Genomic DNA, 22,782 nt, shown 5'->3' with positions numbered 1-22,782 from the left:
GGTAGTCGCGTCGCGGACAAATAGCACGGAGAGCTTGTCTTGCGGCGCATCATGCGCCGCAGGCGCGGAAAAGGGCGTGGCGCCTCTGCGGTCAGCCGCGCGGGAGGCGCCTGCGGCGAGCGAGCGCCGGAACGGCGATGCGGCGGAAGCGCTCGCGCTTGTGTTCCTCGTCGAAGTGGGCGAGCGACGGCTTCACGAGATCGCTGCGCGCCACAATGCCGACCAGACGCCGCGACTCGGTGTCCGCGACGACCGGCAGCCGCTCCAGCCCGTGGACGGCGAGCCGCGTCGCAACGAGGCGGCAGGTCTCGTGCGGCAGCGCGACGACTGGCGAACGACCTCGCAGCGCATCGGCGACGGTGGAATCGGGATCGCCGTCGAGCATTCCCCGCTCGACCATGCCCAGCACCGCGCCATCGCGCACCGCCGGATAGGCGCGATGCGCTTGCGCCGCGTCGAAGAACGTCGCAAGCGCGTCGCGGACCGTAAGCCCGGCGTCGATCGTCTTGACCGCGTGCGACATCACCTCGTCCACGTGGTGCCGCTCGAGCGGATCGACCCCGTATTCGCGATAAATGTGATAGCCGCGCCGCGCGATCTTTTCCGTCATGATCGAGCGCTTCATGACGACCGTCGCGAATCCGTGCGCGACGAGCGTCGCGGCGAGCAGCGGCAGCAGCGCGTTGACGTCGTGCGTGAGGCCGAACGCGAAGACGATCGCGGTGAGCGGCGCGCCGAGCGTGGCGCCGAGCGTCGCGGCCATGCAGACGAGCGGCCAGAGCGCCGGTTCGCCGCCCGGCAGGACCGGCGCGAGCACCGTGCCGAGCCCGGCGCCGAGCATCAGGAGCGGCGCGAGAACGCCGCCCGACGTCCCCGAGCCGAGTGCGACGACCCACATCACGGCCTTTACGGCCAGGATCGCGACGGCGATCTGCAGCGCGACGTGCCCGTGCAGCAGATCGCCGATCACGTCGTAGCCGACGCCGAGTGCGCGCGGCTCGATGTAACCGCCGATGCCGACGATCACGCCGCCGAGCGCGGGCCACCACATCCAGTGGATCGGCAGCTTGGCGAACAGGTCTTCGGTTTTGTAGAGCGCGGCGGAAAGCCCCGAGGCCAGCGCGCCGGAAAGCAGCCCCGCGATCACGCACGACACTAGCGAGAGCCCGTCCGGCGGCGCGGTGACGAGCGGAAAGAGCGGGCCCTGGCCGAAGAACGCGACCCGCGCGAAGCCCGCGACGGCGCACGCGAGCGCGACCGGCAGGAAACTGCGCGGACGCCATTCGAACAGCAGCAGTTCGACGGCCAGCAGCACCGCCGCGACCGGCGTGCCGAACACCGCGGTCATGCCGGCGGCGGCGCCCGCGACGAGCAGCGTCTTGCGCTCGGCCGAGGTGAGCTTCACGCACTGCGCGATCAGCGAGCCGAGCGCGCCGCCCGTCATGATGATCGGACCTTCGGCGCCGAACGGCCCGCCGCTGCCGATCACGATGCCGGACGACAGCGGCTTCAATACGGCCACCTTCGGCGACATCCGGCTCTTGCCGAACAGGATGGCCTCGATGGCTTCGGGAATGCCGTGTCCGCGAATCTTCTCCGATCCGTAGCGCGCCATCAGTCCGACGATGAGTCCGCCCGCGACCGGCACGACGAGCACCCAGAGGCCGAGCGTGTTCCCTGCGGGCGAGCGGTCGGCGAACGAAAAGCTGCCGAAGAAAAAGAGGTTCGTGAACAGATGGATGACGCTGAGCAGCACGAACGCGGCCAGTGTGCTGACGCCGCCGATCACCGCAGCGAGCGCCGAAATGCCGGGGAGTCGCGCGTTGGCGGCGAAGTCGCGTTTTGTGGAATGGAGGGTCATGGCGCTCTAGTAATCGATCTGCGGCACGCGGAATGCGCCCTGCAGCGACTTCAATTCCGCGCGATGCAATTCCGCCAGTCTTGCCAGCACTTTCTCGCCGGGCTTCTCCAGATGCACTTCCACCTGCCTGCGATCCGTTTCGCTGACCTGGCGTCTGACTAGCCCGAGCGCCTCGCACCGCGACACCAGCGCGACCACGCCGTGATGCTGCGCCTGCAGGCGCTCGGCCAGTTCTCCGACGGTGGCCCAGTCGCGGCCGGGGTATCCGCGAATATGCAGGAGCAGCAGATACTGCAAGGGCGTGATGCCCTCGCCCTGCGCGGCGTTCTCCGAGAAGCGCTCGAAGCGCCGCATCTGATAGCGAAACTCGGATAGCTGTTCGAAATCCTTTTTCGCCAGGCTGCGGGCCGGAGTGCGAACGAGTTCTTTCATCGTGATGCCCTGAAGAGTGCAAACGGAAAATATATCACAAGATGATATGAATGGACGCGATGGCGGCGCTGCGGCGACGCCGTTCGTCTCAGGCTGCCTGTCTGCTTTGCTGCTGCGTCTGCCGGTAGAGGCCCGAAATGACATCGGCCTGCGTAATCATCCCGACGAGCCTTTCCTGGGCGTCGAGCACCGGAATATGGTGATGGCCGAAATTCGCGAAGATTGGCACGAGTTCGGTGATGGGTGTCGCGGCGGCGATCGTGCAGACATCCGTGGTCATCAGCGCGCCGGCCGTGCGGGTCGCCTCGTCGCTCGCGAGCCATCGCGCCGGCAGGCGGAACAGGGCCGCGAGTGCACCGCCGGAGCCGTACTGCATCAGGTCCGCACGCGTGACGATGCCGATCACGCGCTGAGTCGTATCGACTACCGGCAGCGCCTTCACCGCGCGCCGGCTCAATAAATCCGCGGCAGTCGCAGTTGTCGTCGTCGCGAAGATGGACGCGACGGGATGCGACATGATGTCGGCGCAGGTCAGTTCGTCGAACGTGCGGACGTACGCCCGCATTTGCGCCTCGTTGACGACCGATTCGAGGTCCGCCGGGTCGATATCGAGCAATTCGCCGCGGCGCGCGAGCACGGCGTCGAGATCGGCGCGCGTGAAGCCCGGATTCGCGGGCGGGTGGCCGGCGGCCTGCGCTTTCGCGGCGCTTTGCCCGGCGGCGTGGGGATAGCGATGGCCCGTCAGCGCATGGAACACGATCGCCGAGGTGAGCAACGCGAATGATTGCAGCGCGATGGGTTCCAGCACGAAGCGAAAGCCGAGCGAGTGGATCGACGGGCCGCCCAGCACGGCGGTGAGCGCGACCGCGCCCGAGGGCGGATGCACGCAGCGCAACGCGAACATCGCACAGATCGCGATGGCGATGGCGAGCGCGGCGGCGTCGATGGGATCGGCAATCAAGGTCGCGCAGGCGACGCCCACCGTCGCGGAAACGAGATTCCCGCCGATGATCGACCACGGCTGCGCGAGCGGACTGGCCGGCACAGCGAAGAGCAGCACGGCCGAGGCGCCCATCGGCGCGACGAGAAGCGGAATGTTCGCCGTGGGGCCGAGCAGCAGAAGCATGGAGCCGCCCGTGAACGCGATGCCGAGGAGCGCGCCTAGGCCTGAGCGCAGGCGCTCGGGCCATTTCACGGCAACCGGCGAAGGGACGAAACTGGCGATCCAGCGAGCGAGAACGGGGCGCATCTTGGGTTATCGAAGTCGACGAAAGGCGGTGCGATACCGTATGAAATATATGGCATTGTGACATAAAAGCAGGTGGTCACGACGGACGGGAGGGGCAGGGAAATGCCTGTTGGCGTTTTCCCTGATTGCGACCGATTGATGAGAAAAACGCCTCAATCAACGCGTTTTTACGATAGATGACACCGCGAAAACAGGGCGAACGGGGAATGGAATCCGTGTCAGCGACCTGCTTTCCAATACCTCACGACATGATGGATCACGCGCTAGCTAGCCCGGGAAAGCATCACGATATACATGACTGTCGAGAACACGATCACGCATGCTCCGACAATCACCTTCTTCTCGTTGAATTCGAGCAATCCATTGACTGCAATGCCGATGCCGACGACCGCGGCGAGCGTGCCGATCGCGGCGAGCAGCACCCGCAACTTGTTGCGGACGACGAGCCGCTGTTCCGGGGTTGCTTCCGGTTTGAGGCGTTCCAGATTCATTTGAGACCTCCGCGCAACGTGGAACGTGGCCAGAGCGGGCACTGCGCGAACGATCCGCCGCAGGAACGCCAATGATTCGATTATAGGAAACCAAAACGACGCACCCAGCCGTTGCCGTTTTCATCGTAGATTCGTCACCGATAACAAAAGCGGCGGATTTGTGCAACGACCCGCTACATCAACTCCTTGCCGCTCTGCACGGCGATGCGCTTTCGGTGGAGGTGCAGCCGTCCGTCCGCGTCCGCGTCTTCGGAATCGCACGCCAGCACCCGGTCACCCGCCCATTTGGGATCGCGGCAGCGGTTTGCTTCGAAGAGCTTCGCGCCCGAATCGTCGAAGACTGCGACGCCGTGGACCACGTTGTTCGACGCGAGCCCTCTCACGCATTCGAAGGCGACATAGCCGTGTTGCGCGATTGCATCCGACGGATCGACGCAGTCGTTGTCCAGCGCGACTCGCCTGCCGCCGCGGTTGACCAGCACGACGCGTTCGCGCTTGCCGCCGAACGGATCGCTCGGGTCGTTGGCGAAGTAGCGGACGATGACGAGGCTGCGCCCGTCCGGCAGCGGCCGCAGGAGCGAAAGGCGATCGCCTGCTTCCCAGTTGGCGGCGCTATCGGGCAACAATCCGATCGACCGGTCGACGACGCTCATGCGTAGCGCGACCAACGAGCCCGACCGCACGTCGCAGATGCGCATGTAGGCATCGGGGACCGTCTGGCGAATGCGCAGGCGCGCGGCGAGCGCGGGCTTATCGGCGTTGGCCGTCGCGCCGACCCACATGAAGACGTTTTGCTTGTCGCCGCAGTCCGCAGACTGGATGACGAAGCCATCGGGCACCGACCGGTAGAGCGGTTCGGCTTTTCTCGCGATTCCCGACGCCGTCGCGTCGCTCGGTCCGGCGACGATCCAGACGCGCTCGGCCTGCACTAGCGAGGCGAGGGCAAGAAACAGTGCAGCGAGCGCGGCTGAACGTGTCACGGGGGGAACTCCCGCTGAGACCCGTTCACCGCCGAGTGTGCTCGTGTGCTCATCCGCGCGTCCTGGCTTGAAACGAATTGATCTAAAGTTTAGTCATTCCGTCTTGCCTGCCAAGATTTTTATCGCGCGGTCGTTCGTTTTTGTTGTCTGGCGCGGGCGGCTCACCCCTGCTGAACACGCTTTTGTGGGTTCCGCCCTGCATCGCGCCGCTTGACGACGCGCGACCACAGATGCTCGCAGATGTCGCGTCGGCGGCCGGCGTCGAGCGAATTGGGGACGTGTATTGTCAGTGTGGACGCTGAATCGGTAAGGGATGGGCGCACCTCGCCCGCACGCAGATCGCCGAGCGACAACGGCCCTTCCCAGATGACGACGCTATGCTGGCCGTCCGAAACCTGAATTACCTGATAGTGCGACAAGTCGACGTGGTCGAGATCGTGAGGTTCGATGGTTCTGTGCATGGCACGGCTCCGTTGGCTTGCCCGGCCGCTGCGGTGTGTCGCGGTCCGTATACAGGTCTATCCGAGTCAAAGCATCGGGCATGCCATCCTGCGCTCCAGCGACAACGCCACGCGTGACGGACCTGTGTCGTGCGCGCGTAGCTCAAGAGGGGCGCTAAATTTTTCAGTCGCTTGAGCATTTTGCGCAAGGCAGCGAGCACGGCCGCGAACAGCGTCTGGCATCTTTTCCGCGCGCATCACTCGGTCAGCGGAAACGTCGACGCTCACACGATTGCGGCTTATTCCTTACACTGGGGCGCATCTCACGTTCAGCGAGCGATCATCGATGGCAACCCGAAAGAAGAAGGCACAAATCAGGATCGGCATTGGCGGGTGGACCTTCGAGCCGTGGCGCGGAACGTTCTATCCGGAAGGACTCGCGCAAAAGCGTGAACTCGAATACGCGAGCCGCCAGCTGACCAGTATCGAGATCAACGGCACGTTCTATGGGTCGCAAAAGCCGGCGAGCTTCGTGAAATGGCATGACGAAACCCCCGACGATTTCGTGTTCTCGCTAAAGGCACCGCGCTTCGCGACGAACCGGCGCGTGCTCTCGGAGGCGGGCGAATCGATCGAACGGTTCTTTGCGAGCGGCGTGCTCGAACTGAAGGACAAGCTGGGTCCCGTGAACTGGCAGTTCGCCGTCACCAAGCAATTCGACGCCGAGGACTTCGAAGGCTTTCTCGCGCTCCTGCCGAAGCGCGTCGAAGGGCGGGCGATTCGTCATGCGGTCGAAGTGCGGCACGAGAGCTTTCGCGACGCGGCCTTCGTTGCGCTCGCGCGCAAGTATGGCGTCGCGATCGTGATGGCGGGCGATTCGAAGTATCCGCAGATCGCGGACCCTACCGCGCCGTTCGTCTACGCGCGCATCATGGGCACCGAGGAAAAGCATCGGCTTGGCTATCCGCAGAGGCAGCTCGACCTGTGGACGGAACGCGCCCGCGTGTGGGCGTCGGGCGGCGTCCCCGAGGGGCTTGAAATGGTCACGACGCCGCCAGCGAAGGAAACCCCGCGCGACGTCTATCTCTACGTGATCAGCGGGCACAAGGTGCTCAATCCGGCCGCGGGCGTCGCGATGATCAAGGCTCTGGCGGACGCGGAAGGATAAGACGACCTGTTTCGTTTCGACACACTGCGCTGAAACGAGACATCGCGCGCGGTGATGGATGGACTCGCTTTGGCCCGCAACCCTTGCCGGAGCGGGAAGCGGCGGATGGCATGGAACTCGCAAGCGTGGATGGCCGGTACGGCACGGTTAGACCGGGCCGGTCACTCAAACGATATGCGAGGAGCACACATGAATCACGCCGAGATGCAGTTCCTGACGACCGAATACCCGTTCAAGAAGCAATATGGCAATTTCATCGGCGGCAAGTGGGTCGCGCCGGTAGGCGGTGAATACTTCGACAACATTTCGCCCATCACCGGCGAGCCGTTCACCTCGATTCCGCGTTCGCGCGAAGCCGACATTGAACTCGCACTCGATGCCGCGCACAAGGCAAAGACCGCATGGGGCAAGACCTCCGCCACCGAGCGCGCGAACATCCTGAACAAGATTGCGGACCGCATCGAAGCGAATCTGGCGCGCATCGCGGTGGCCGAGACCATCGACAACGGCAAGCCGCTGCGCGAGACGATGGCCGCCGACATCCCGCTCGCCATCGATCACTTCCGCTACTTCGCAAGCTGCGCGCGTGCGCAGGAAGGCTCGCTCTCGCAGATCGATGACGACACCGTCGCGTATCACTTCCACGAGCCGCTCGGCGTGGTCGGCCAGATCATCCCGTGGAATTTCCCGATCCTGATGGCGACCTGGAAGCTCGCGCCCGCGCTCGCCGCCGGCAACTGCGTGGTGCTCAAGCCCGCCGAGCAGACGCCCGCCTCGCTCCTGGTCGTGATCGAGCTGATCGAAGACCTGCTGCCGCCCGGCGTGCTGAACGTGGTCAACGGCTTCGGCCTCGAAGCGGGCAAACCGCTTGCATCGAACAAGCGCATCGCCAAGATCGCCTTTACCGGCGAGACCACGACGGGGCGTCTCATCATGCAGTACGCGAGCCAGAACCTGATTCCGGTGACGCTCGAACTCGGCGGCAAGAGCCCGAACATCTTCTTCGCCGACGTGATGAACGAAGACGACAGCTTCTTTGACAAGGCGCTCGAAGGCTTTGCGATGTTCGCGCTCAATCAGGGCGAAGTGTGCACGTGTCCGTCGCGGGTGCTGGTCGAGGAGAAGATTTATGACCGCTTCATGGAGCGCGCGTTGAAGCGCGTCGCGGCGATCAGTCAGGGCCATCCGCTCGATTCGAAGACGATGATCGGTGCGCAGGCTTCGAACGAGCAGCTCGAAAAAATCCTGTCGTACATCGATCTCGGCAAGCAGGAAGGTGCGGAATGCCTGATCGGCGGTGAGCGCAATGCGCTCGACGGCGAACTGCAGAACGGCTACTACGTGAAGCCGACCGTGTTTCGCGGCCACAACAAGATGCGCATTTTCCAGGAGGAAATCTTCGGGCCGGTGGTCTCGGTGACGACGTTCAGGAACGAAGAGGAAGCGCTTGAAATCGCCAACGACACGCTCTACGGTCTCGGCGCTGGCGTGTGGACACGCGATGGCACGCGCGCCTATCGCTTCGGCCGCGACATCCAGGCGGGGCGCGTGTGGACCAACTGCTATCACGCGTATCCGGCGCATGCGGCGTTCGGCGGGTACAAGCAGTCGGGTATTGGTCGGGAGAATCACAAGATGATGCTCGATCATTATCAGCAGACGAAAAACCTGCTGGTGAGCTATAGCCAGAAGCCGCTCGGCTTCTTCTAAGCCGAAAGACGCGGGCGGCCTTGAAGGCCGCTCGCCAAAGGGGACGCATCATGAGTAATGAAGACATCGAAAGAGTCATCGCGACGCCCGCCGCCATCGATCTGATCGGGAAGCTCCGGGCGGAACACGGCGAGGTGCTGTTCCATCAGTCGGGCGGTTGCTGCGACGGCAGCGCTCCGATGATGTTTCCGGCCAGCGAGTTCATGGTCGGCGGCTCGGATGTGAAGCTCGGCACGATTGCGGGCGTGCCGTTCTACATGAGCGAATCGCAATTCGCATACTGGGAGCACACGCAACTGATCATCGATTGCGTGAAGGGCAACGGCGGGATGTTTTCGCTGGAACGGCCCACGGGCCTGCGTTTTCTCACGCGCTCGCGTCTTTTCGACGACGACGAATGGGCGTGGCTGGAGCAGCATCCGGTCGAATCGGCGGCCGGCTGAGCGGTCGCTGCCTGCAAATCTCCGTGGTGGTAAATTTCAAGATTCATCGATCACCGGAGACAGGCGATGGCAAAGATGAAAGCCGTGGAAGTGACGGAAGCGGGCGGCCCGCTGCAACTGGTCGAGCGCGATGTGCCCGAACCGGGACCGGGGCAGGTCCGCATCAAGGTGCAGGCGTGCGGCATCTGTCACAGCGATTCGCTGACCAAGGAAGGCCAGTGGCCGGGCCTGCAGTATCCGCGCGTGCCAGGACACGAGATCGCGGGCATCGTCGATGCCGTCGGTGCCGAGGTCGACGAGTGGAAGGTCGGACAGCGCGTGGGCGTCGGCTGGCATGGCGGTCACTGCGGTCATTGCGATCACTGCCGGCGCGGCGATTTCGTGCTTTGCCAGCGCGCGCTCGTGCCAGGCATCAGCTACGACGGCGGCTATGCGAACTACATGGTCGCACCCGTGCAGGCGCTTGCACGTATCCCCGACGACCTCTCCGACGTCGATGCCGCCCCACTTCTCTGCGCCGGCATCACGACGTTCAACGCATTGCGCAACAGCGGCGCGCGGGCGGGCGAGGTCGTCGCGATTCTCGGCATCGGCGGGCTCGGGCATCTCGGCGTGCAATTCGCGAGAAAGATGGGCTTTCGGACCGTCGCCATCGCGCGCGGCAAGGACAAGGCGCCGCTCGCGAAGGAACTGGGTGCGCATCACTACATCGACAGCAGCGCGGAGAACGTCGCCGAATCGCTGACCGCTCTCGGCGGCGCGAAGGTGATCCTCGCGACGGCGACAAGCGGCAAGGCCATGAGCGCGGCGCTCGGCGGCCTCGGTCTGAACGGCAAGATGATCATGGTCGGCCTCGGGCAGGAGCCGGTCGAGGTGCCGATCGCCCAGTTCATCATGGGGCGGCATTCGGTGCAGGGCTGGCCGTCGGGCACGTCGGCGGATTCGCAGGACACGCTCGAATTCAGCGCGCTCTCGGGCGTGAAGCCGGTGATCGAGGAATTCCCGCTTGCACGCGCGGCCGAAGCCTACGACCGCATGATGAGCGGCGCGGCGCGCTTCAGGGTCGTGCTGACGATGAGCTAAGGAGCGCGGTTACGATTTGCGCCAGTTCGGCGTGCGCTTGTCGATAAACGCCTGCGTGCCTTCGAGTGCGGCGTCGTCCATCATGTTGCACGCCATCGTCTCGCCGGCAAGCTGGTATGCAGTTTCGATGCCCGCTTCCAGCTGTCGGTAGAAGAGGCCCTTGCCCGCCGAAATCGCCGCGCGCGGCTTCTCGCAGATGCTTGCCGCGAGCGCGCGCGTGGCATCGTCGAGTTGATCGGGCGCGGCGACGCGATTGACGAGGCCGCGTTCGAGCGCAGTGTCCGCATCGATGAAGTCGCCGGTCACGAGCATTTCGAACGCCGCCTTGCGCGAGAGGTTGCGTGAGAGCGGCACGCTGGGCGTCGCGCAGAACAGGCCGTAGTTGACGCCCGAGGCGGCGAAGCGCGCGTCGCTCGCGGCCACGGCGAGATCGCACATCGCGACGAGCTGGCAACCGGCCGCCGTCGCGATGCCGTGCACGCGCGCGATCACCGGCTGCGGCATGCGCTGGATCGTCAGCATCATCTGCGAGCAACTCGCGAACAGCGTCCGATAGTACGCAAGCGACGGCTCCGCGCGCATCTCCTTCAGATCGTGTCCCGCGCAGAACGCGCGCCCGCTGCCGCCGATCACGACCACACGTGCATCGGATTCCGACGCTTCATCGAGCGCGCGCTGCAGCGCATCGAGCAGCGCTTCCGACAACGCGTTGAACGCCGCCGGCCGGTTCAACGTGATGCGCAAGACGCCGGGCAGTCCATATGCGTCCCGCTCGACGATCAAGGGTGCTTCGCTCATGTCTTCGCTCCGTCAGACATCGATGGCCGTGACCGATCCGGCGCGTTTTCTCAACTCGAACTTCTGGATCTTGCCCGTCGACGTCTTCGGCAACTCGCAGAACTCGATCGCGCGCGGCACCTTGAAGCCCGCGAGGTGTGCCTTGCAATGCGCGATCAGATCGTCGGCGCTCACGTTCGCGCCGGCCTTGAGTTCGACGAAGGCGCAGGGCGTCTCGCCCCAGCGCGGGTCCGGCTTCGCGACGACGGCCACCGCAAGCACGGCCGGATGCCGGTACAGCACGTCCTCCACTTCGATGCTCGAAATGTTCTCGCCGCCTGAGATGATGATGTCCTTGCTGCGGTCCTTGATGCGCACGTAGCCGTCGGGATACGCGACCGCCAGATCGCCGGTGTGGAACCAGCCGCCGCGAAACGCTTCTTCCGTCGCGGCCGCGTTCTTCAGATAGCCCTTCATCGTGATGTTGCCGCGAAACATGATTTCGCCGATGGTTTCGCCGTCGGCGGTCACTGGCTGCATCGTGAGCGTATCGAGCACGGATACCGCGTCCTGCAGGTGATAGCGCACGCCTTGCCGCGCGTTCAGGCGCGCGCGTTCGCCGATATCGAGCGTGCGCCACGCGTCCTGCTGCGCGCAGACGGCGGCCGGTCCGTACACCTCGGTGAGGCCGTAGACGTGCGTCAGCTCGAAGCCAAGCCGTTCCATGCCTTCGATCATCGCCGCGGGCGGCGCCGCGCCCGCGACCATCGCATGAACGCGATGCGCGATGCCTTCCTTCATCGAATCGGGCGCATTGACGAGCAGGTTCTGCACGATCGGCGCGCCGCAATAGTGCGTGACGCGTTCGCTGCGGATCAGGTCGAAGATAGTCTTCGCATCGACGCGGCGCAGGCACACGTTCACACCCGCGCGCGCGGCGACCGTCCATGGAAAGCACCAGCCGTTGCAATGGAACATCGGCAGCGTCCACAAGTACACGGCGTGCTTCGGCATGTCCCATTCGAGGATGTTGCTCACAGCGTTCGTATAGGCACCGCGATGGTGATAGACGACGCCCTTCGGGTTGCCGGTCGTCCCCGACGTGTAGTTCAGGCAGATCGCGTTCCATTCGTCCGACGGCCGTGACCACTCGAACGCCGGATCGCCGCTCGCGAGCAGGCTCTCGTAGTCGATCTCGCCGATGCGCTCGCCCGCCCCGGTGTATTCGCTGTCGTCGATGTCGATCACGAGGACCGGGTGATCGATCTGTGCGAGCGCTTCGCGCATCACCGCCGAGAACTCGCGGTCGATCAGCACCGCCTTCGCCTCGCCGTGCGCAAGCATGAACGCGAGGGTGTTCGCGTCGAGGCGCGTGTTGAGCGTATTGAGCACGGCGCCCGCCATCGGAATGCCGAAGTGCGCCTCCACCATCTCGGGGATGTTCGGGAGCATCGCCGCGACCGTGTCGCCCTCGCCGATGCCGCGTGCCTTCAGCGCTGACGCGAGGCGTCGCGTGCGCGCGTAGGTCTCGGCCCAGTTGCGGCGCACCGCGCCGTGCGCGATGGCGGGGAGCGTCGGATAGACGGCCGCGGTGCGCTCGATGAACGTGAGCGGCGTGAGGGCCGCGAAGTTGGCGGCGGTCTTGTCGAGGCCTGCTTCGTACATGCCGGTGCTCATGGTGTCTCCCTGGTCGGCTTTTATATTGGCGGTCGGGTTTAAGCGCTCAATATTACGCGCGGTTGACGGTGAAGCGCGAATGCTTGCAACGCGGGGTGCGGCATTGAAGCGATGCGCCTCGATTGCGCATGCGGACGGATCCGTGTGAGGAAACGTTTAGATCATTCAAATCGTGCTTGTCGCTGCGACGCGAAGCGCTAGTGTGCGCATCTGACAACGGAGCGCATTGCTCAGCCGGCATCGCCATGGCGCCGCCACTCCACCCGCGTGCGCCCTTGCGGCTCATAGTGCGTGCCAAAGCGCACGAGCCCGTGCTTTCTCAGATGGCAGGTCATCTCGTAGCTGATCAGCATGCCGTTCTCGGTCGGCAGCACTTCCAGATCGATCGAGCGAATGCGCGGCTCATAGATGAGCAAGGTGGCTTCCATCTGCGCCTTGAGCTGGTGAGCCGACGCCGGCAGGTTTCGATAGATCGTGCTGAGATCCGGCAGCCCATAATCCGGCAGATGCTTGAGCGTGCCGGCGCGGGTGTTCAGAATACGTCTCAGGTTTTCCAGCACGCTCAGGATTTCGAGCGTGCTGCTGTCGTGACCGTCGAGCGGCACGCCATCGATGTGGCCGAGCAGCATGTCGTAGAGCGACGGGCCGGCCGTCATGGCGCGCGGCCCGCGTCTTCGAATTCGACGGCGACACCTTCGTCATCGGAGTACGTCATCCGGACCCCCATGCTCACCCGCTGACTTGCCGTACGCGCGAGCAGTTCGCGCGCGAGCACCGGCAGAATCTGCTGGTCGAGCAAACTGTCGATGTTGCGTGCGCCCGAATCCGGCAACTGGCAGGCGCGCACGAGTTCAGCTACCAGCGTGTCGTCGCAGGCGAACGGCACGTTGAAGCGTCGTTCGATGCGCTTCGCGACCGTGTCGAGTTTCATCCGCACGATCGACGCCAGCGCGTCAGCCGACAGCGGCCGAAACACGACGGTCTGAAAACGCGCCAGAAGCGCCGGCTGAAAATGCTCGACGAGCAGAGGGCGGATCACGTCCATCAGCGTGCCGCTCGTCACCTCGTCGCCGGCGCCACGAACAGCCTCACTCGCGGCGATGATCTCCTCGCTGCCGAGATTGGACGTCATGAGGATCACGGTATTGCGGAAATCGATCACGCGACCTTCGCCGTCGCGCATGAAGCCGCGATCGAACACCTGATAGAACAGGTTCAGCACATCGCGATGCGCCTTCTCGACTTCATCGAGCAGGATCACGCAGTAGGGACGCTGCCGCACGGCCTCGGTCAGCACGCCGCCTTGTCCGTAACCGACGTAGCCCGGCGGCGAGCCCTTGAGTTGTGAGACGGTATGCGCCTCCTGACATTCGGACAGATTGATCGTGACGAGCGCTCGTTCCCCGCCGAACATCAGGTCGGCGAGCGTGCGTGCGGTCTCCGTTTTGCCCACCCCGGATGGTCCCACCAGCAGGAACACGCCAAGCGGCGCTTCTTCCGACTTGAGCCCGGCTTTCGCGGCGCGCAGGCTTTTGCCGAGCGCCATGAGCGCATCGTCCTGGCCCACCACGACGCGGCCGAGTTGCGTTTCCAGATCGAGCAGCGTCGCGAGTTCGTCGGCGACGAGACTCCCGGCCGGCACGCCCGTCCAGTCGGCGATCACGCGGGCGATCGCCGCTTCGTCAACTTCGGCATGGATCAGGGCGTCGGCGCCGTGAGCCGCGATGACCGCGTGCGCAGCCGCGATCGATTGCTTCAGGTCGCGCCGCGCCGATTCGTCGGTGGACGCGAGCCACTTTTCGCGCCGCTCGATCAGCGTTTCGGCCGCGGCTTTCTGCGCGGCGAAAGCGCGTTCGAGCCGATCGAGCTCGGTCGAGAGCGCCGCGAGCCGAGTGTCGATGGCGGTGAGCCGCTCGCTTACGTCGCCCGATGCCGCGCACTGGTCTTCCACGAGCGCCTTGCGTTCGACCCCGAGCGCCGCGCGTTCGGCCACGCAGGTTGAAATCGCGATGGGCGTTGCGTCCATGCTCATCCTGACGCGAGCTGAGGCGGTGTCGAGCAGGTCGACGGCCTTGTCGGGCAACTGGCGCCCGGTCAGATAGCGGCGCGACAGACGCACGGCCGCGCCGACAGCGGCATCGGTGATATGCACGCCGTGATGCTGCGCGTAACGTTCCTTCAGGCCGCGTAGCATCAGGCAGGCGCGTTCGTCGTCGGGCTCGTCCACCTTGACCATCTGGAAACGCCGTTCGAGCGCGGCGTCGCGCTCGAAGTATTGTTTGTATTCCGACCACGTCGTCGCCGCGATCGTGCGCAGTTCGCCGCGTGCGAGCGCGGGCTTGAGCAGGTTCGCGGCGTCCGCGCCGCCTGCGGTATTGCCCGCGCCGATCAGCGTGTGCGCCTCGTCGATGAAAAGCAGCACCGGCGTGGCCGATTGCTGGACGGCTTCGATCACGTTCTTCAGGCGCTGCTCGAATTCGCCCTTGACGCCTGCGCCCGCCTGCAACAGGCCGAGGTCGAGTGTGAGGAGGCTCACGTTGCGGATCACCGCGGGCACATCGCCTTCGGCGATCCTGAGCGCGAGCCCTTCGACCAGCGCAGTCTTACCGACGCCCGGCTCGCCGACCAGGATCGGATTGTTCTTGCGGCGGCGCGCGAGGATATCGACCATTTGCCGGATTTCGACGTCGCGTCCGAATACGGGGTCGATCTTGCCGTCACGCGCCTTCTGCGTGATGTCGATGGTAAAGCGCCGCAGCGCTTCGGATTCGCTTCGGTGCGTGATGTTCGACGCAGGCTCTTCGTGTTCCTGTTTGCTTTGAATCAACTGCGGCGTGCCTTGTTCTTCGGCAACGCCTGGTGCCTCCGCCGAAACGCGGTCGAGTTCTGCTCGCAGCCGCTCGATCTGGGCGGCGGACACGGAGAGCAGCGGCCACGCCTCGGACGCGTGCAGGAGATGCGGCGCGTCGGCGAGTGCGGCGAAGAGATGAGCGGAGCGAATCGAGGTCGCGCCCTCTTCGAGCGACGCCCGCATCCACGCCGCTTCGAGCCACATACCCAGGCGCTGCGACAGCGCAGGCTTGCCGCGCGGATCGTGCGGCAGCCGGTCGATCGCGGCGAGCAGCCCGTTCCAGATCGCGTCGACGTCGAGTTCGTAGCGGCGCACGATCGCATCGAGATCGCCGTCGCCGAGTTCGAGCAGCTTGATCAGCCAGTGCTCGACTTCGATTGCGCGATGAGCACGCGTTTCGCACAAGCTTGCCGCTGCGGCGAGTGTGCGGGCGCAATGATCGTTGAGACGGCGCAGGAACGGGGAAAGATCGCGTTGGGTCATGGCGCAGAGGGCGAAAGGACGTCAGTCCGCGTGGCGGACTGACAAAACGCTGGCACCCTGCTGACGATGGATCAGCCGGGCTTACGCCAGCATCGAAGGAAACGATTTAAGAGCGCTCGTTCCAGCTGTCGGCGTGGATGATGTTGCCGTCCTTGTACGACCAGGTGATCTTCTCGTAGCGCAGTTCGATGTCTTCGAGGTGGTTGTGTTTCTCGAACGCCGGATTCTTGATGTCGAGCATCTTGGCTTGACCGCGACGACCTTCACGTTGTCCAGCTTGGTGTTGAAGTACTCCTTTTCCTTGCCGGCGTCGTCGATCCTGTACCACTTGATCTCGATCGATTTCAGTGTCTGGCCGCTCGTCACGGCCTTGTAGAGATACGGCGTCGAGGCGTCGGTTTCCTTCGTGAACGTGATCGGTGCATGCACGCGCGTGCCGGTCAGTTTGCCGGTGTTGTCGTCGGTCGGAATGTTGACGCCGTGATTGAACTCGACGAGTTCGACGCTGCCTTCGCGCCCATGGACCGTGACCGAGCCCTTGATGTCGGCGCCGCCGTCGTCCTTGATCCACATGTATGCCGGAATAGCCATTTCTTTTTCTCCTTGGTGGTTGCAGCAAGAGTCCCGGAGCCCTCTGTTCCGGGCGCATGTCAGGCTCCGGGAATGTCCGGAACCAGCGTGATATCAACGCGACGATTGCGCGCGCGGCCTTCGGGCGTGTCGTTATCCGCGATCGGGCGGGTATCGCCGTAGGCCCTGGATCGCGAATGCGTACGCGGGCGTCGCGGCCGCTTCCATCAGCCAGTCGCGCACGGCGCTCGCGCGGGCGACCGAGAGGCGCTGATTGCCCTCGCTCTCGCCAAGGTTGTCGGTGTGGCCCGCTACGAGGATTCGCTTGCCCGGATGCGCCTTTATCATCTCCAGCGCGCCGACGAGCGAGCGCGTCGAACCGGGCTTGAGCTGGGCGCGACCGCTGTCGAAGAGCGACATGCTGTCGAGCGTGATGATGGTCGGTGGCGGGGCGGGCGGCTGGTACGACGCGATTGCGCGATTGAGCGGCAGCAGCGGCGCCGTTCCGCGATACATCCCGAAACTCAGACGCAGCGGAATGCCGGTGCGCTCGTAGCGGTCGAGCCGGTCGCGGTCGGTGGTGAGCGCAACGAGGGCCGTGCGACGCGCGGTGTCGTGATCGGCGGGCGTGGACGAGAAGCGCGCGAGGTTCGACCCGACCTGGTTCAGCAACGCCTGATTGTTCTTGGCCGCGCCCCAGCACGCGAGCGCGCCGGCGCAGGCGAGCATCGCAATGGCGTGCGCGAGCGCGCGCAGACGCGGCGGTACCCACGCGCGTTTCGGACAGCCATCGACGAGCGGTTCGGGGAACGGCCAGGGCGTGGGCGATGCGGCGAGTGCGGGTGGAGCGAGACGCGTGCGCGAGCGCAGATGCGCTTGCCATGGCGAGGCAGGGTTTGTGGCCGGTCCGCAATCGATCCACGCTGCGCCGTGCAGCGGCCACGGCGATGCTGGCTGGCGCGGGTCCTGCAGCACGTCGTTGACGACCTGCCATGTCCAGCCGATGAGCGACGCGAGCCCCGCCGCGCGTCGTTCAGCCTCTTCGCCGTCTTTCTCGCGCGCTTCGGCTTCGGCCGCTTGCACGACGGCGTCGAACGGTCGCGCGTCTCGTAGCGGTGCGCTGGCGGACAAACCGAACCAGCGCGCATCGGCCGACGTCGGGCAGCCATCTTGCGCGAGCCGCTGATAGACGGCCACATAGCCCGGCATTCGTGTAGCAAGCAGGCGAGCCGTATCGCTGAGCGCTTGCCGGTGCACGCGCAGTGTCTGCGTCAGCGATTCGTGGCTATGGGTGTCGGGCGTGAGCGTCAGCACGACGGCATCTGGCGCGCGATCGCCGCGCCACGCCTTGAGGGCGAGTGCTAGTTCAGCGAGTTTCTGAGGCCGGTCCGCGCGCAGCCAGATTGCGCCCGCACCGACATGCACGCTTCGCCCGTTCGCGAAGACGTGTTCGAGAGCATCGCCCAGCACGATCACGAGCGGCATGCGCGTGCGAAGCTCGACCGGCAGGTTGCCCACGGCGGAAGATCTGCCGAGCGCCGATAACGACGCCGTATTCTGTTCGACTGCGCGCCGCATGCGCAGCGTGTGCCACCCGATCAGGGCCGCACTCACCGCGCACACTGCCCCCGTCACGCCCCACGCGATGCCGCGACTCAACGGCAGCACCGCGAGCACGACACCCGCCGCGAGCACCGTGCCGAACGCAACCAGCGAGCGGAACGGATACGCGGGGAAGCGGCCGGTACTCGGTACGCCCATTGCGTTCATCACGGTCTGGATGCCAGCAGGTGCGCCAGCTGCGAATCGAGCGATTGCGCCCAGGCGAACCAGATCACACCCGCCACGACGCACGCGACGCCTGCGAGCGCCCACGGCGACACTTGACGCATCCAGTCAAAGCGCCTGCCGCCGCCGCAATCGATGACGAACGACGGCTCGACGGACGGACGCGCCTTTGCTATCTGCGCGTTGAGCGCCTTGATCAGCGCAGCGCGCTCGCCCTGGCCCTCGTCACGCGCGTAACGCCCGCGGAATCCGAGTCCGAGGATTGGGGCGTAACACTCCAGCAGTTCGATGTTCGACGGCGTTTCCCGCATGCGCGCTGTGAGACGCTCGTAGACCTGCTCGCCGGCGTGATGATTCCCCGCTCGTTCGACCTGCAGCGGATATTCGTCCCATTGCGAGCGTCCGACACCGGAAAGATGCTTCATCGCCATCTCGTCGAGCAACCCGCATTGCGCATGGACGGCGTCTTCTTTCACATCGCGCGGAACCTGCCGGGCTTCGAGCGCAGCGTCGAAGTCCTGCACCAGTTGCAGACACCGCGCGCGCAGGTCCGGCACGGATCCGGCGGTCCCGCCTTGCGCGAGCAGTGACACTTCCAGCGCAGTGTCGCGCAGCAAGGCGCGCATCGTCGGGGGATCGGCTTGCATCATGCTCGCTTCGCTCATGATGTCAGCACCGCATAGAGCTCAAGCGATGCCTCCGGCACCGACGCCGGCAAATACAACGGGCAGGCGCGCGCGGCAAGCATGCGCGCGTGCGCCGGATCGCTCGCATCGAGCGCGAAGTACTGGTTTTCGAGGCGCACGGGTATTGCTGCCGGCACGCGCTGCACGGCCTTCAGCGGGATGCCCGCGAGTGCCGAATTGACGATGTGCTCGATATCGTCGGGCGAGCCGATCTTGCAGAGCTTCGGAATCTGCTCGACGAGCTGAAACGCGGGCAGCGCGGCATTCACCGACAGGTAATAGTCCGCGCCTTCGAGCAGCCGCTCATCCTTGAACTGGGCCGCCCAAAGGGTCGCGCTCCTGTGCACGAGCCCGATCGGAATGGCGCGCGATGGGATGATCGCATCGAGCAGATCGCGGATCAGCGCTTCGAGCGTGCTGAAGATCTCGTCTTGCCTCGCGTGCTCGTAGGGCGGGATGGCGGCGAGCGACGTGCCCGTGGAAAACGTCATCAGCGCGCCGGCCAGCGTGGCGAGCACATCGTAGAGACGCTCGGGCGGCTGGTTCGGATGCGTGCCGAGAAACGACAGCTTCGGCCAGTGCGTATGAATGCAATGAAGCAGCCAGAAAAGCGATACGTCGGCGACACCGAACTCGGCGATCTGGTCGATTCGTTCGCTGCGCCGTGCGGCGAGCGCCGTGCTCTTCGCGAGCAGGATGTCGGACAGCCGCGCGATGCGCTCCCGATGACGACCGTGCGCGGCGAGCGTCAGACATGGCGGCACGAAAGCGCGGTCGACTTCAAACTGGCCGCGCGCGCCGCGCACGAGCCGCGCGATGGGACATACGACGTCATCCGCTTGCGGCTCGAAATCGAAAAGCAGATGAACCGCGTGGCGCTCGACCGACAGTTCCTCGACGCCGGTGCCGTTCAGATCAGGGACTTCCACGAACTCGCGGAAGGATCGGCGTGGGCGCGACAGCGTTTCGTCGTCGAAGCGGCAGTTGCTGCCGTCGGCGTTCAGAAGCGGCAGGGCGGCGAAGACGGTCACGCTTTGCACCTCGGGCTGAAGGTCGCGCGACAGATCGCGGGGATGTGGCAGCACATCGATCGCCGACGAGTCGATGAGCGTGCCGTCGGGCAGGCGCAGCTTCAGGCGCGAAAGCGTGAGCCGGCCGGCGGCAAGCGACTCTTCTTCAAGCTCTACGTCGACGATTCCCCACGGCTCGGCAATTGCAAGCGAGGCGAATTGTCGATGTGCGACATTAAGCCATTGTTCCTGCTGTTGAAAATGCTGAGGCGTGAGGATCACCCCCTCGTGCCAGAGCGGCTTGAAAATCCGCATAACGATTATTTGTCTATTTTGAGTTTGTCAGGTGTTCGGCATTTTAAACACGAAGCATACCGTCACGTCTATTATTGAGATGATCCTTTTAGTTTGACGTGACTCTTCATATTCGGCTTTCTTATTTCCTGAGTAAGGCCGTCAGAGATATCTCTGAAAATACTCCATATGTATAGGAAATCGCTCGGAGGCCTGTCGAGCGGGCGTCGCAGCGATTGGTGGCCGCGCTGAATGCTCAAACCCTTAGGCGCTTTAGCCATTGCCGACGCGATCTCATAATCTCACCGATTTATCTCAATATAATTTCCACTTAATCTCTTGACGAGAGTTCGCTCTGCCTGATGTAATAAAAAACAAAAAACGGCGCAACAGCTGATTTCACGGCGAGGCAGGCCTATTAAAGCGACGGAATATCGAACGCTTTCACCCCGCATGGCCGTGATTTGTGGTGACGTCATCTGCGTGTCGTACAACCATCGATTAAGGAAGAGCGAAACCATGTCAGAAAGCTTTCAGAGAGAGATTCCGAAGTCCCGCGTCAATATTTCGCTGGATCTGCATACGGGCGGCGCGCAAAAGCGCGTCGAGTTGCCGCTGAAATTGCTGGTGATGGGCGACTACAGCGCGGGCCAGGCAACGGGCGCGCTCGCCGAGCGCAAGAAGATCGATGTCAACAAGCACAACTTCGATGCCGTGCTTGCCAAGTTGAATCCGCAGTCCAGGATCAACGTGGAAAACACGCTGGCCGGTGACGGGTCGGACACCACCGTGGCGCTGAACTTCAAGTCGATGAAGGACTTTGAGCCGGAGCAGGTGGCCCGCCAGATTCCCGAATTGCAGGCGCTGCTCGCCACACGCAATCTGCTGCGCGACCTCAAATCGAACCTGCTCGACAACAGCACGTTCCGGCGCGAGCTGGAGAAGATCGTCAAGAACCCCGCGCTGTCCGAGAGCCTGCGCGCCGATCTGGGGAAGATCGGCACGACCAGCACGCCGCCAGCGGGTCACGCCTGAGCGCGCGTTCACCGCTCATTCGACCCAATACGTACACCGCACGCACGACAGGAAGACCATGGCACGCAACGAAACCCGGCAGCTCGGCGCCCCTACCGCCGAGACGATCACCACCAGGCTCGAGCACGACGGCCGCAGCGTCTATGCGACGCTCTTCGAAAAGATCAACCTGAAACCCGTCGACAGCGCGCGTCCGCTCGAAGCATTCCAGGACAACGACGCACTCGCCGAAGCGCCGAGCGACGAGCGTCTCGCGCGCGCGGCGAGCGTGTTTCTGAAGATGGTGGAAGAGTCGACCCGGCCGGTCGATCGGCTCGACAAATCGCTGCTCGACTTTCATATCGATACGCTCGATCAGAAGATCAGCCGCCAGCTCGACGCGGTCATGCATTCGGAGCAGTTCCAGCAAATCGAATCGGCGTGGCGCGGACTCAAGTTCCTGGTCGATCGCACCGACTTCCGCAAGAACATCAAGATCGAAGTGCTCGATTGCTCGAAGGAAGCGCTGCAGCAGGACTTCGAGGACACGCCCGAGGTAATCCAGAGCGGCTTGTATCGCCACACGTACATCCAGGAATACGACACGCCAGGCGGTGAGCCGATCGGTTCGATCATTTCGAGCTTCGAGTTCGCCAACTCGCCGCAGGATATTGCGTTGCTGCGAAATACTCGAAGGTGGCCGCTTCCGCGCACATGCCGTTCATCGGTTCGGTCGGGCCGAGGTTCTTCGGCAAGGAAACGATGGAAGAGGTGGCCGCGATCCAGGATATCGGCAATTACTTCGATCGCGCCGAGTACATCAAATGGAAGAGCTTCCGCGATACCGACGATGCACGCTATATCGGCCTGACGATGCCACGTGTGCTCGGCCGCCTGCCTTATGGGCCGGATACGACGCCGGTGCGTGGCTTCAATTATCAGGAGGCGGTGAAAGGCACCGATCACAACCGCTATCTGTGGGTCAACGCCTCGTTCGCGTTCGCTGCGAACATGGTCAATAGCTTCATCAAGAACGCCTGGTGCGTGCAGATTCGCGGTCCGCAGGCGGGCGGCAAGGTCGACGATCTGCCTGTGCATCTGTATGACCTCGGCACGGGCTACCAGCCGAAGATCCCGACCGAAGTACTGATTCCCGAGACACGTGAATTCGAGTTCGCCAATCTCGGCTTCATTCCGTTGTCGTTCTACAAGAACCACGATTTCGCGTGCTTCTTCTCGGCGAATTCGGCGCAAAAGCCCGCGCTGTACGACACCAGGGAAGCGACCGCGAACAGCCGTATCAATGCACGTCTGCCGTACATCTTCCTGCTTTCGCGTATCGCGCATTACCTGAAGCTGATTCAGCGCGAGAACATCGGCACGACCAAGGACCGGCGGCTGCTCGAGATGGAACTGAACAACTGGATCAAGAACCTCGTCACCGAGATGACCGATGCGGGTGACGACCTGCAAGCCTCACATCCGCTGCGCGAGGCGAAGGTGACGGTGGAAGACATCGAGGACAACCCGGGATTCTTCCGCATCAAGCTTGTCATCATTCCGCACTTCCAGGTCGAAGGGATGGATATTGGCTTGTCGCTGGTGTCGCAGATGCCGAAGGCGAAGGGCTGAGCGATGGGTTCGTTGACGATGCCGACGCAAGGGTACAGCCTGCGTGTCGCGAAGCAGCCGGCGCCGTTCTCGGTGTTGTCGTTCGAAGGACGCGAGGCGATCAGCGAGACGTATCGGCTGGCGATCGAGTTCACCAGCGCCCG

The 22,782-nt window shown here is 64.0% G+C and carries 18 protein-coding genes and 2 pseudogenes; 6 read left to right on the top strand and 14 right to left on the bottom strand.

What is annotated here, in order from left to right; translation table 11 throughout:
- Window positions 1-91: 91 nt before the first annotated feature.
- The 6 genes from AWB81_RS01330 to AWB81_RS01305 all read right to left on the bottom strand — a co-directional run bounded on the left by AWB81_RS01330 (window position 92) and on the right by AWB81_RS01305 (window position 5,474).
- Complete coding sequence (locus AWB81_RS01330) at window positions 92-1,861, bottom strand: chloride channel protein (RefSeq protein ID WP_062632103.1); 1,770 nt, start codon at window positions 1,859-1,861, stop codon at window positions 92-94.
- A 6-nt stretch (window positions 1,862-1,867) separates the two neighbouring features.
- Window positions 1,868-2,293: a MarR family winged helix-turn-helix transcriptional regulator gene (locus AWB81_RS01325; RefSeq protein WP_062632102.1), complete on the bottom strand. Its 426-nt coding sequence runs from the start codon at window positions 2,291-2,293 to the stop codon at window positions 1,868-1,870.
- A gap of 88 nt (window positions 2,294-2,381) precedes the next feature.
- A complete protein-coding gene (locus tag AWB81_RS01320) occupies window positions 2,382-3,542 on the bottom strand; it encodes an HPP family protein (RefSeq protein WP_062632101.1) in 1,161 nt (386 codons plus the stop codon).
- 263 nt (window positions 3,543-3,805) lie between these two features.
- Complete coding sequence (locus AWB81_RS01315; RefSeq protein WP_062632100.1) at window positions 3,806-4,033, bottom strand: DUF2964 family protein; 228 nt, start codon at window positions 4,031-4,033, stop codon at window positions 3,806-3,808.
- Window positions 4,034-4,206: 173 nt separating this feature from the next.
- Window positions 4,207-5,013: a hypothetical protein gene (locus AWB81_RS01310; protein WP_143753708.1), complete on the bottom strand. Its 807-nt coding sequence runs from the start codon at window positions 5,011-5,013 to the stop codon at window positions 4,207-4,209.
- A gap of 161 nt (window positions 5,014-5,174) precedes the next feature.
- A complete protein-coding gene (locus AWB81_RS01305) occupies window positions 5,175-5,474 on the bottom strand; it encodes a hypothetical protein (protein ID WP_062632098.1) in 300 nt (99 codons plus the stop codon).
- A gap of 325 nt (window positions 5,475-5,799) precedes the next feature.
- Between AWB81_RS01305 and AWB81_RS01300 the strand changes: the two genes are divergently transcribed.
- The 4 genes from AWB81_RS01300 (at window position 5,800) to AWB81_RS01285 (ending at window position 9,857) form a co-directional block, all read left to right on the top strand.
- Complete coding sequence (locus AWB81_RS01300; RefSeq protein ID WP_062632097.1) at window positions 5,800-6,621, top strand: DUF72 domain-containing protein; 822 nt, start codon at window positions 5,800-5,802, stop codon at window positions 6,619-6,621.
- A gap of 189 nt (window positions 6,622-6,810) precedes the next feature.
- Window positions 6,811-8,331: an aldehyde dehydrogenase gene (gene adh, locus AWB81_RS01295; RefSeq protein ID WP_062632096.1), complete on the top strand. Its 1,521-nt coding sequence runs from the start codon at window positions 6,811-6,813 to the stop codon at window positions 8,329-8,331.
- A 50-nt stretch (window positions 8,332-8,381) separates the two neighbouring features.
- Window positions 8,382-8,774, top strand: coding sequence for a DUF779 domain-containing protein (locus AWB81_RS01290; protein ID WP_062632095.1), 393 nt, complete (start codon window positions 8,382-8,384; stop codon window positions 8,772-8,774).
- A 66-nt stretch (window positions 8,775-8,840) separates the two neighbouring features.
- Window positions 8,841-9,857, top strand: a complete 1,017-nt coding sequence (locus tag AWB81_RS01285; protein ID WP_062632094.1) for an alcohol dehydrogenase — start codon at window positions 8,841-8,843, stop codon at window positions 9,855-9,857.
- 9 nt (window positions 9,858-9,866) lie between these two features.
- Here AWB81_RS01285 and AWB81_RS01280 read toward each other — a convergent pair whose 3' ends face one another.
- The 8 genes and pseudogenes from AWB81_RS01280 to tssK all read right to left on the bottom strand — a co-directional run bounded on the left by AWB81_RS01280 (window position 9,867) and on the right by tssK (window position 20,014).
- Window positions 9,867-10,655, bottom strand: coding sequence for an enoyl-CoA hydratase (locus AWB81_RS01280; RefSeq protein ID WP_062632093.1), 789 nt, complete (start codon window positions 10,653-10,655; stop codon window positions 9,867-9,869).
- Between the two features lie 12 nt (window positions 10,656-10,667).
- Window positions 10,668-12,311 (bottom strand): acyl-CoA synthetase, encoded by a 1,644-nt coding sequence (locus AWB81_RS01275; RefSeq protein ID WP_062632092.1) that lies wholly within the window; start codon window positions 12,309-12,311, stop codon window positions 10,668-10,670.
- 230 nt (window positions 12,312-12,541) lie between these two features.
- Window positions 12,542-12,967, bottom strand: coding sequence for a type VI secretion system baseplate subunit TssE (tssE, locus tag AWB81_RS01270; protein ID WP_062632091.1), 426 nt, complete (start codon window positions 12,965-12,967; stop codon window positions 12,542-12,544).
- Window positions 12,964-15,645, bottom strand: coding sequence for a type VI secretion system ATPase TssH (tssH, locus tag AWB81_RS01265; RefSeq protein WP_062632090.1), 2,682 nt, complete (start codon window positions 15,643-15,645; stop codon window positions 12,964-12,966). Before tssH ends, tssE begins: the two co-directional genes overlap by 4 nt.
- 106 nt (window positions 15,646-15,751) lie before the next feature.
- Window positions 15,752-16,236 (bottom strand): annotated as a pseudogene (locus tag AWB81_RS01260) (Hcp family type VI secretion system effector).
- A 132-nt stretch (window positions 16,237-16,368) separates the two neighbouring features.
- Window positions 16,369-17,985: an OmpA family protein gene (locus tag AWB81_RS01255; protein ID WP_235025689.1), complete on the bottom strand. Its 1,617-nt coding sequence runs from the start codon at window positions 17,983-17,985 to the stop codon at window positions 16,369-16,371.
- On the bottom strand, window positions 17,985-18,668 hold the full coding sequence (locus tag AWB81_RS01250) for a DotU family type IV/VI secretion system protein (protein WP_235025688.1): 684 nt from the start codon (window positions 18,666-18,668) through the stop codon (window positions 17,985-17,987). The genes AWB81_RS01255 and AWB81_RS01250 overlap by 1 nt, the downstream gene beginning before the upstream one ends.
- Window positions 18,665-20,014, bottom strand: coding sequence for a type VI secretion system baseplate subunit TssK (gene tssK / locus AWB81_RS01245; RefSeq protein ID WP_062632089.1), 1,350 nt, complete (start codon window positions 20,012-20,014; stop codon window positions 18,665-18,667). The genes AWB81_RS01250 and tssK overlap by 4 nt, the downstream gene beginning before the upstream one ends.
- Window positions 20,015-20,512: 498 nt before the next feature.
- On the opposite strand from tssK, the gene tssB reads away from it, so the two are divergent.
- Together tssB and tssC are read left to right on the top strand one after the other, a co-directional pair.
- The gene (gene tssB, locus AWB81_RS01240; protein ID WP_062632088.1) at window positions 20,513-21,028 is read left to right on the top strand and encodes a type VI secretion system contractile sheath small subunit; all 516 of its coding nucleotides are present in this window, start codon (window positions 20,513-20,515) and stop codon (window positions 21,026-21,028) included.
- 58 nt (window positions 21,029-21,086) lie between these two features.
- Window positions 21,087-22,639, top strand: a pseudogene (gene tssC / locus AWB81_RS01235) (type VI secretion system contractile sheath large subunit).
- The last annotated feature ends 143 nt before the right edge of the window (window positions 22,640-22,782 follow it).

Origin of the sequence: Caballeronia arationis (assembly GCF_001544975.2) — a bacterium.
In the GTDB taxonomy this organism is placed as follows: domain Bacteria; phylum Pseudomonadota; class Gammaproteobacteria; order Burkholderiales; family Burkholderiaceae; genus Caballeronia; species Caballeronia arationis.
Note: the sequence above shows the minus strand (reverse complement) of the source record. Positions and strands in the feature narration are given on the sequence as shown.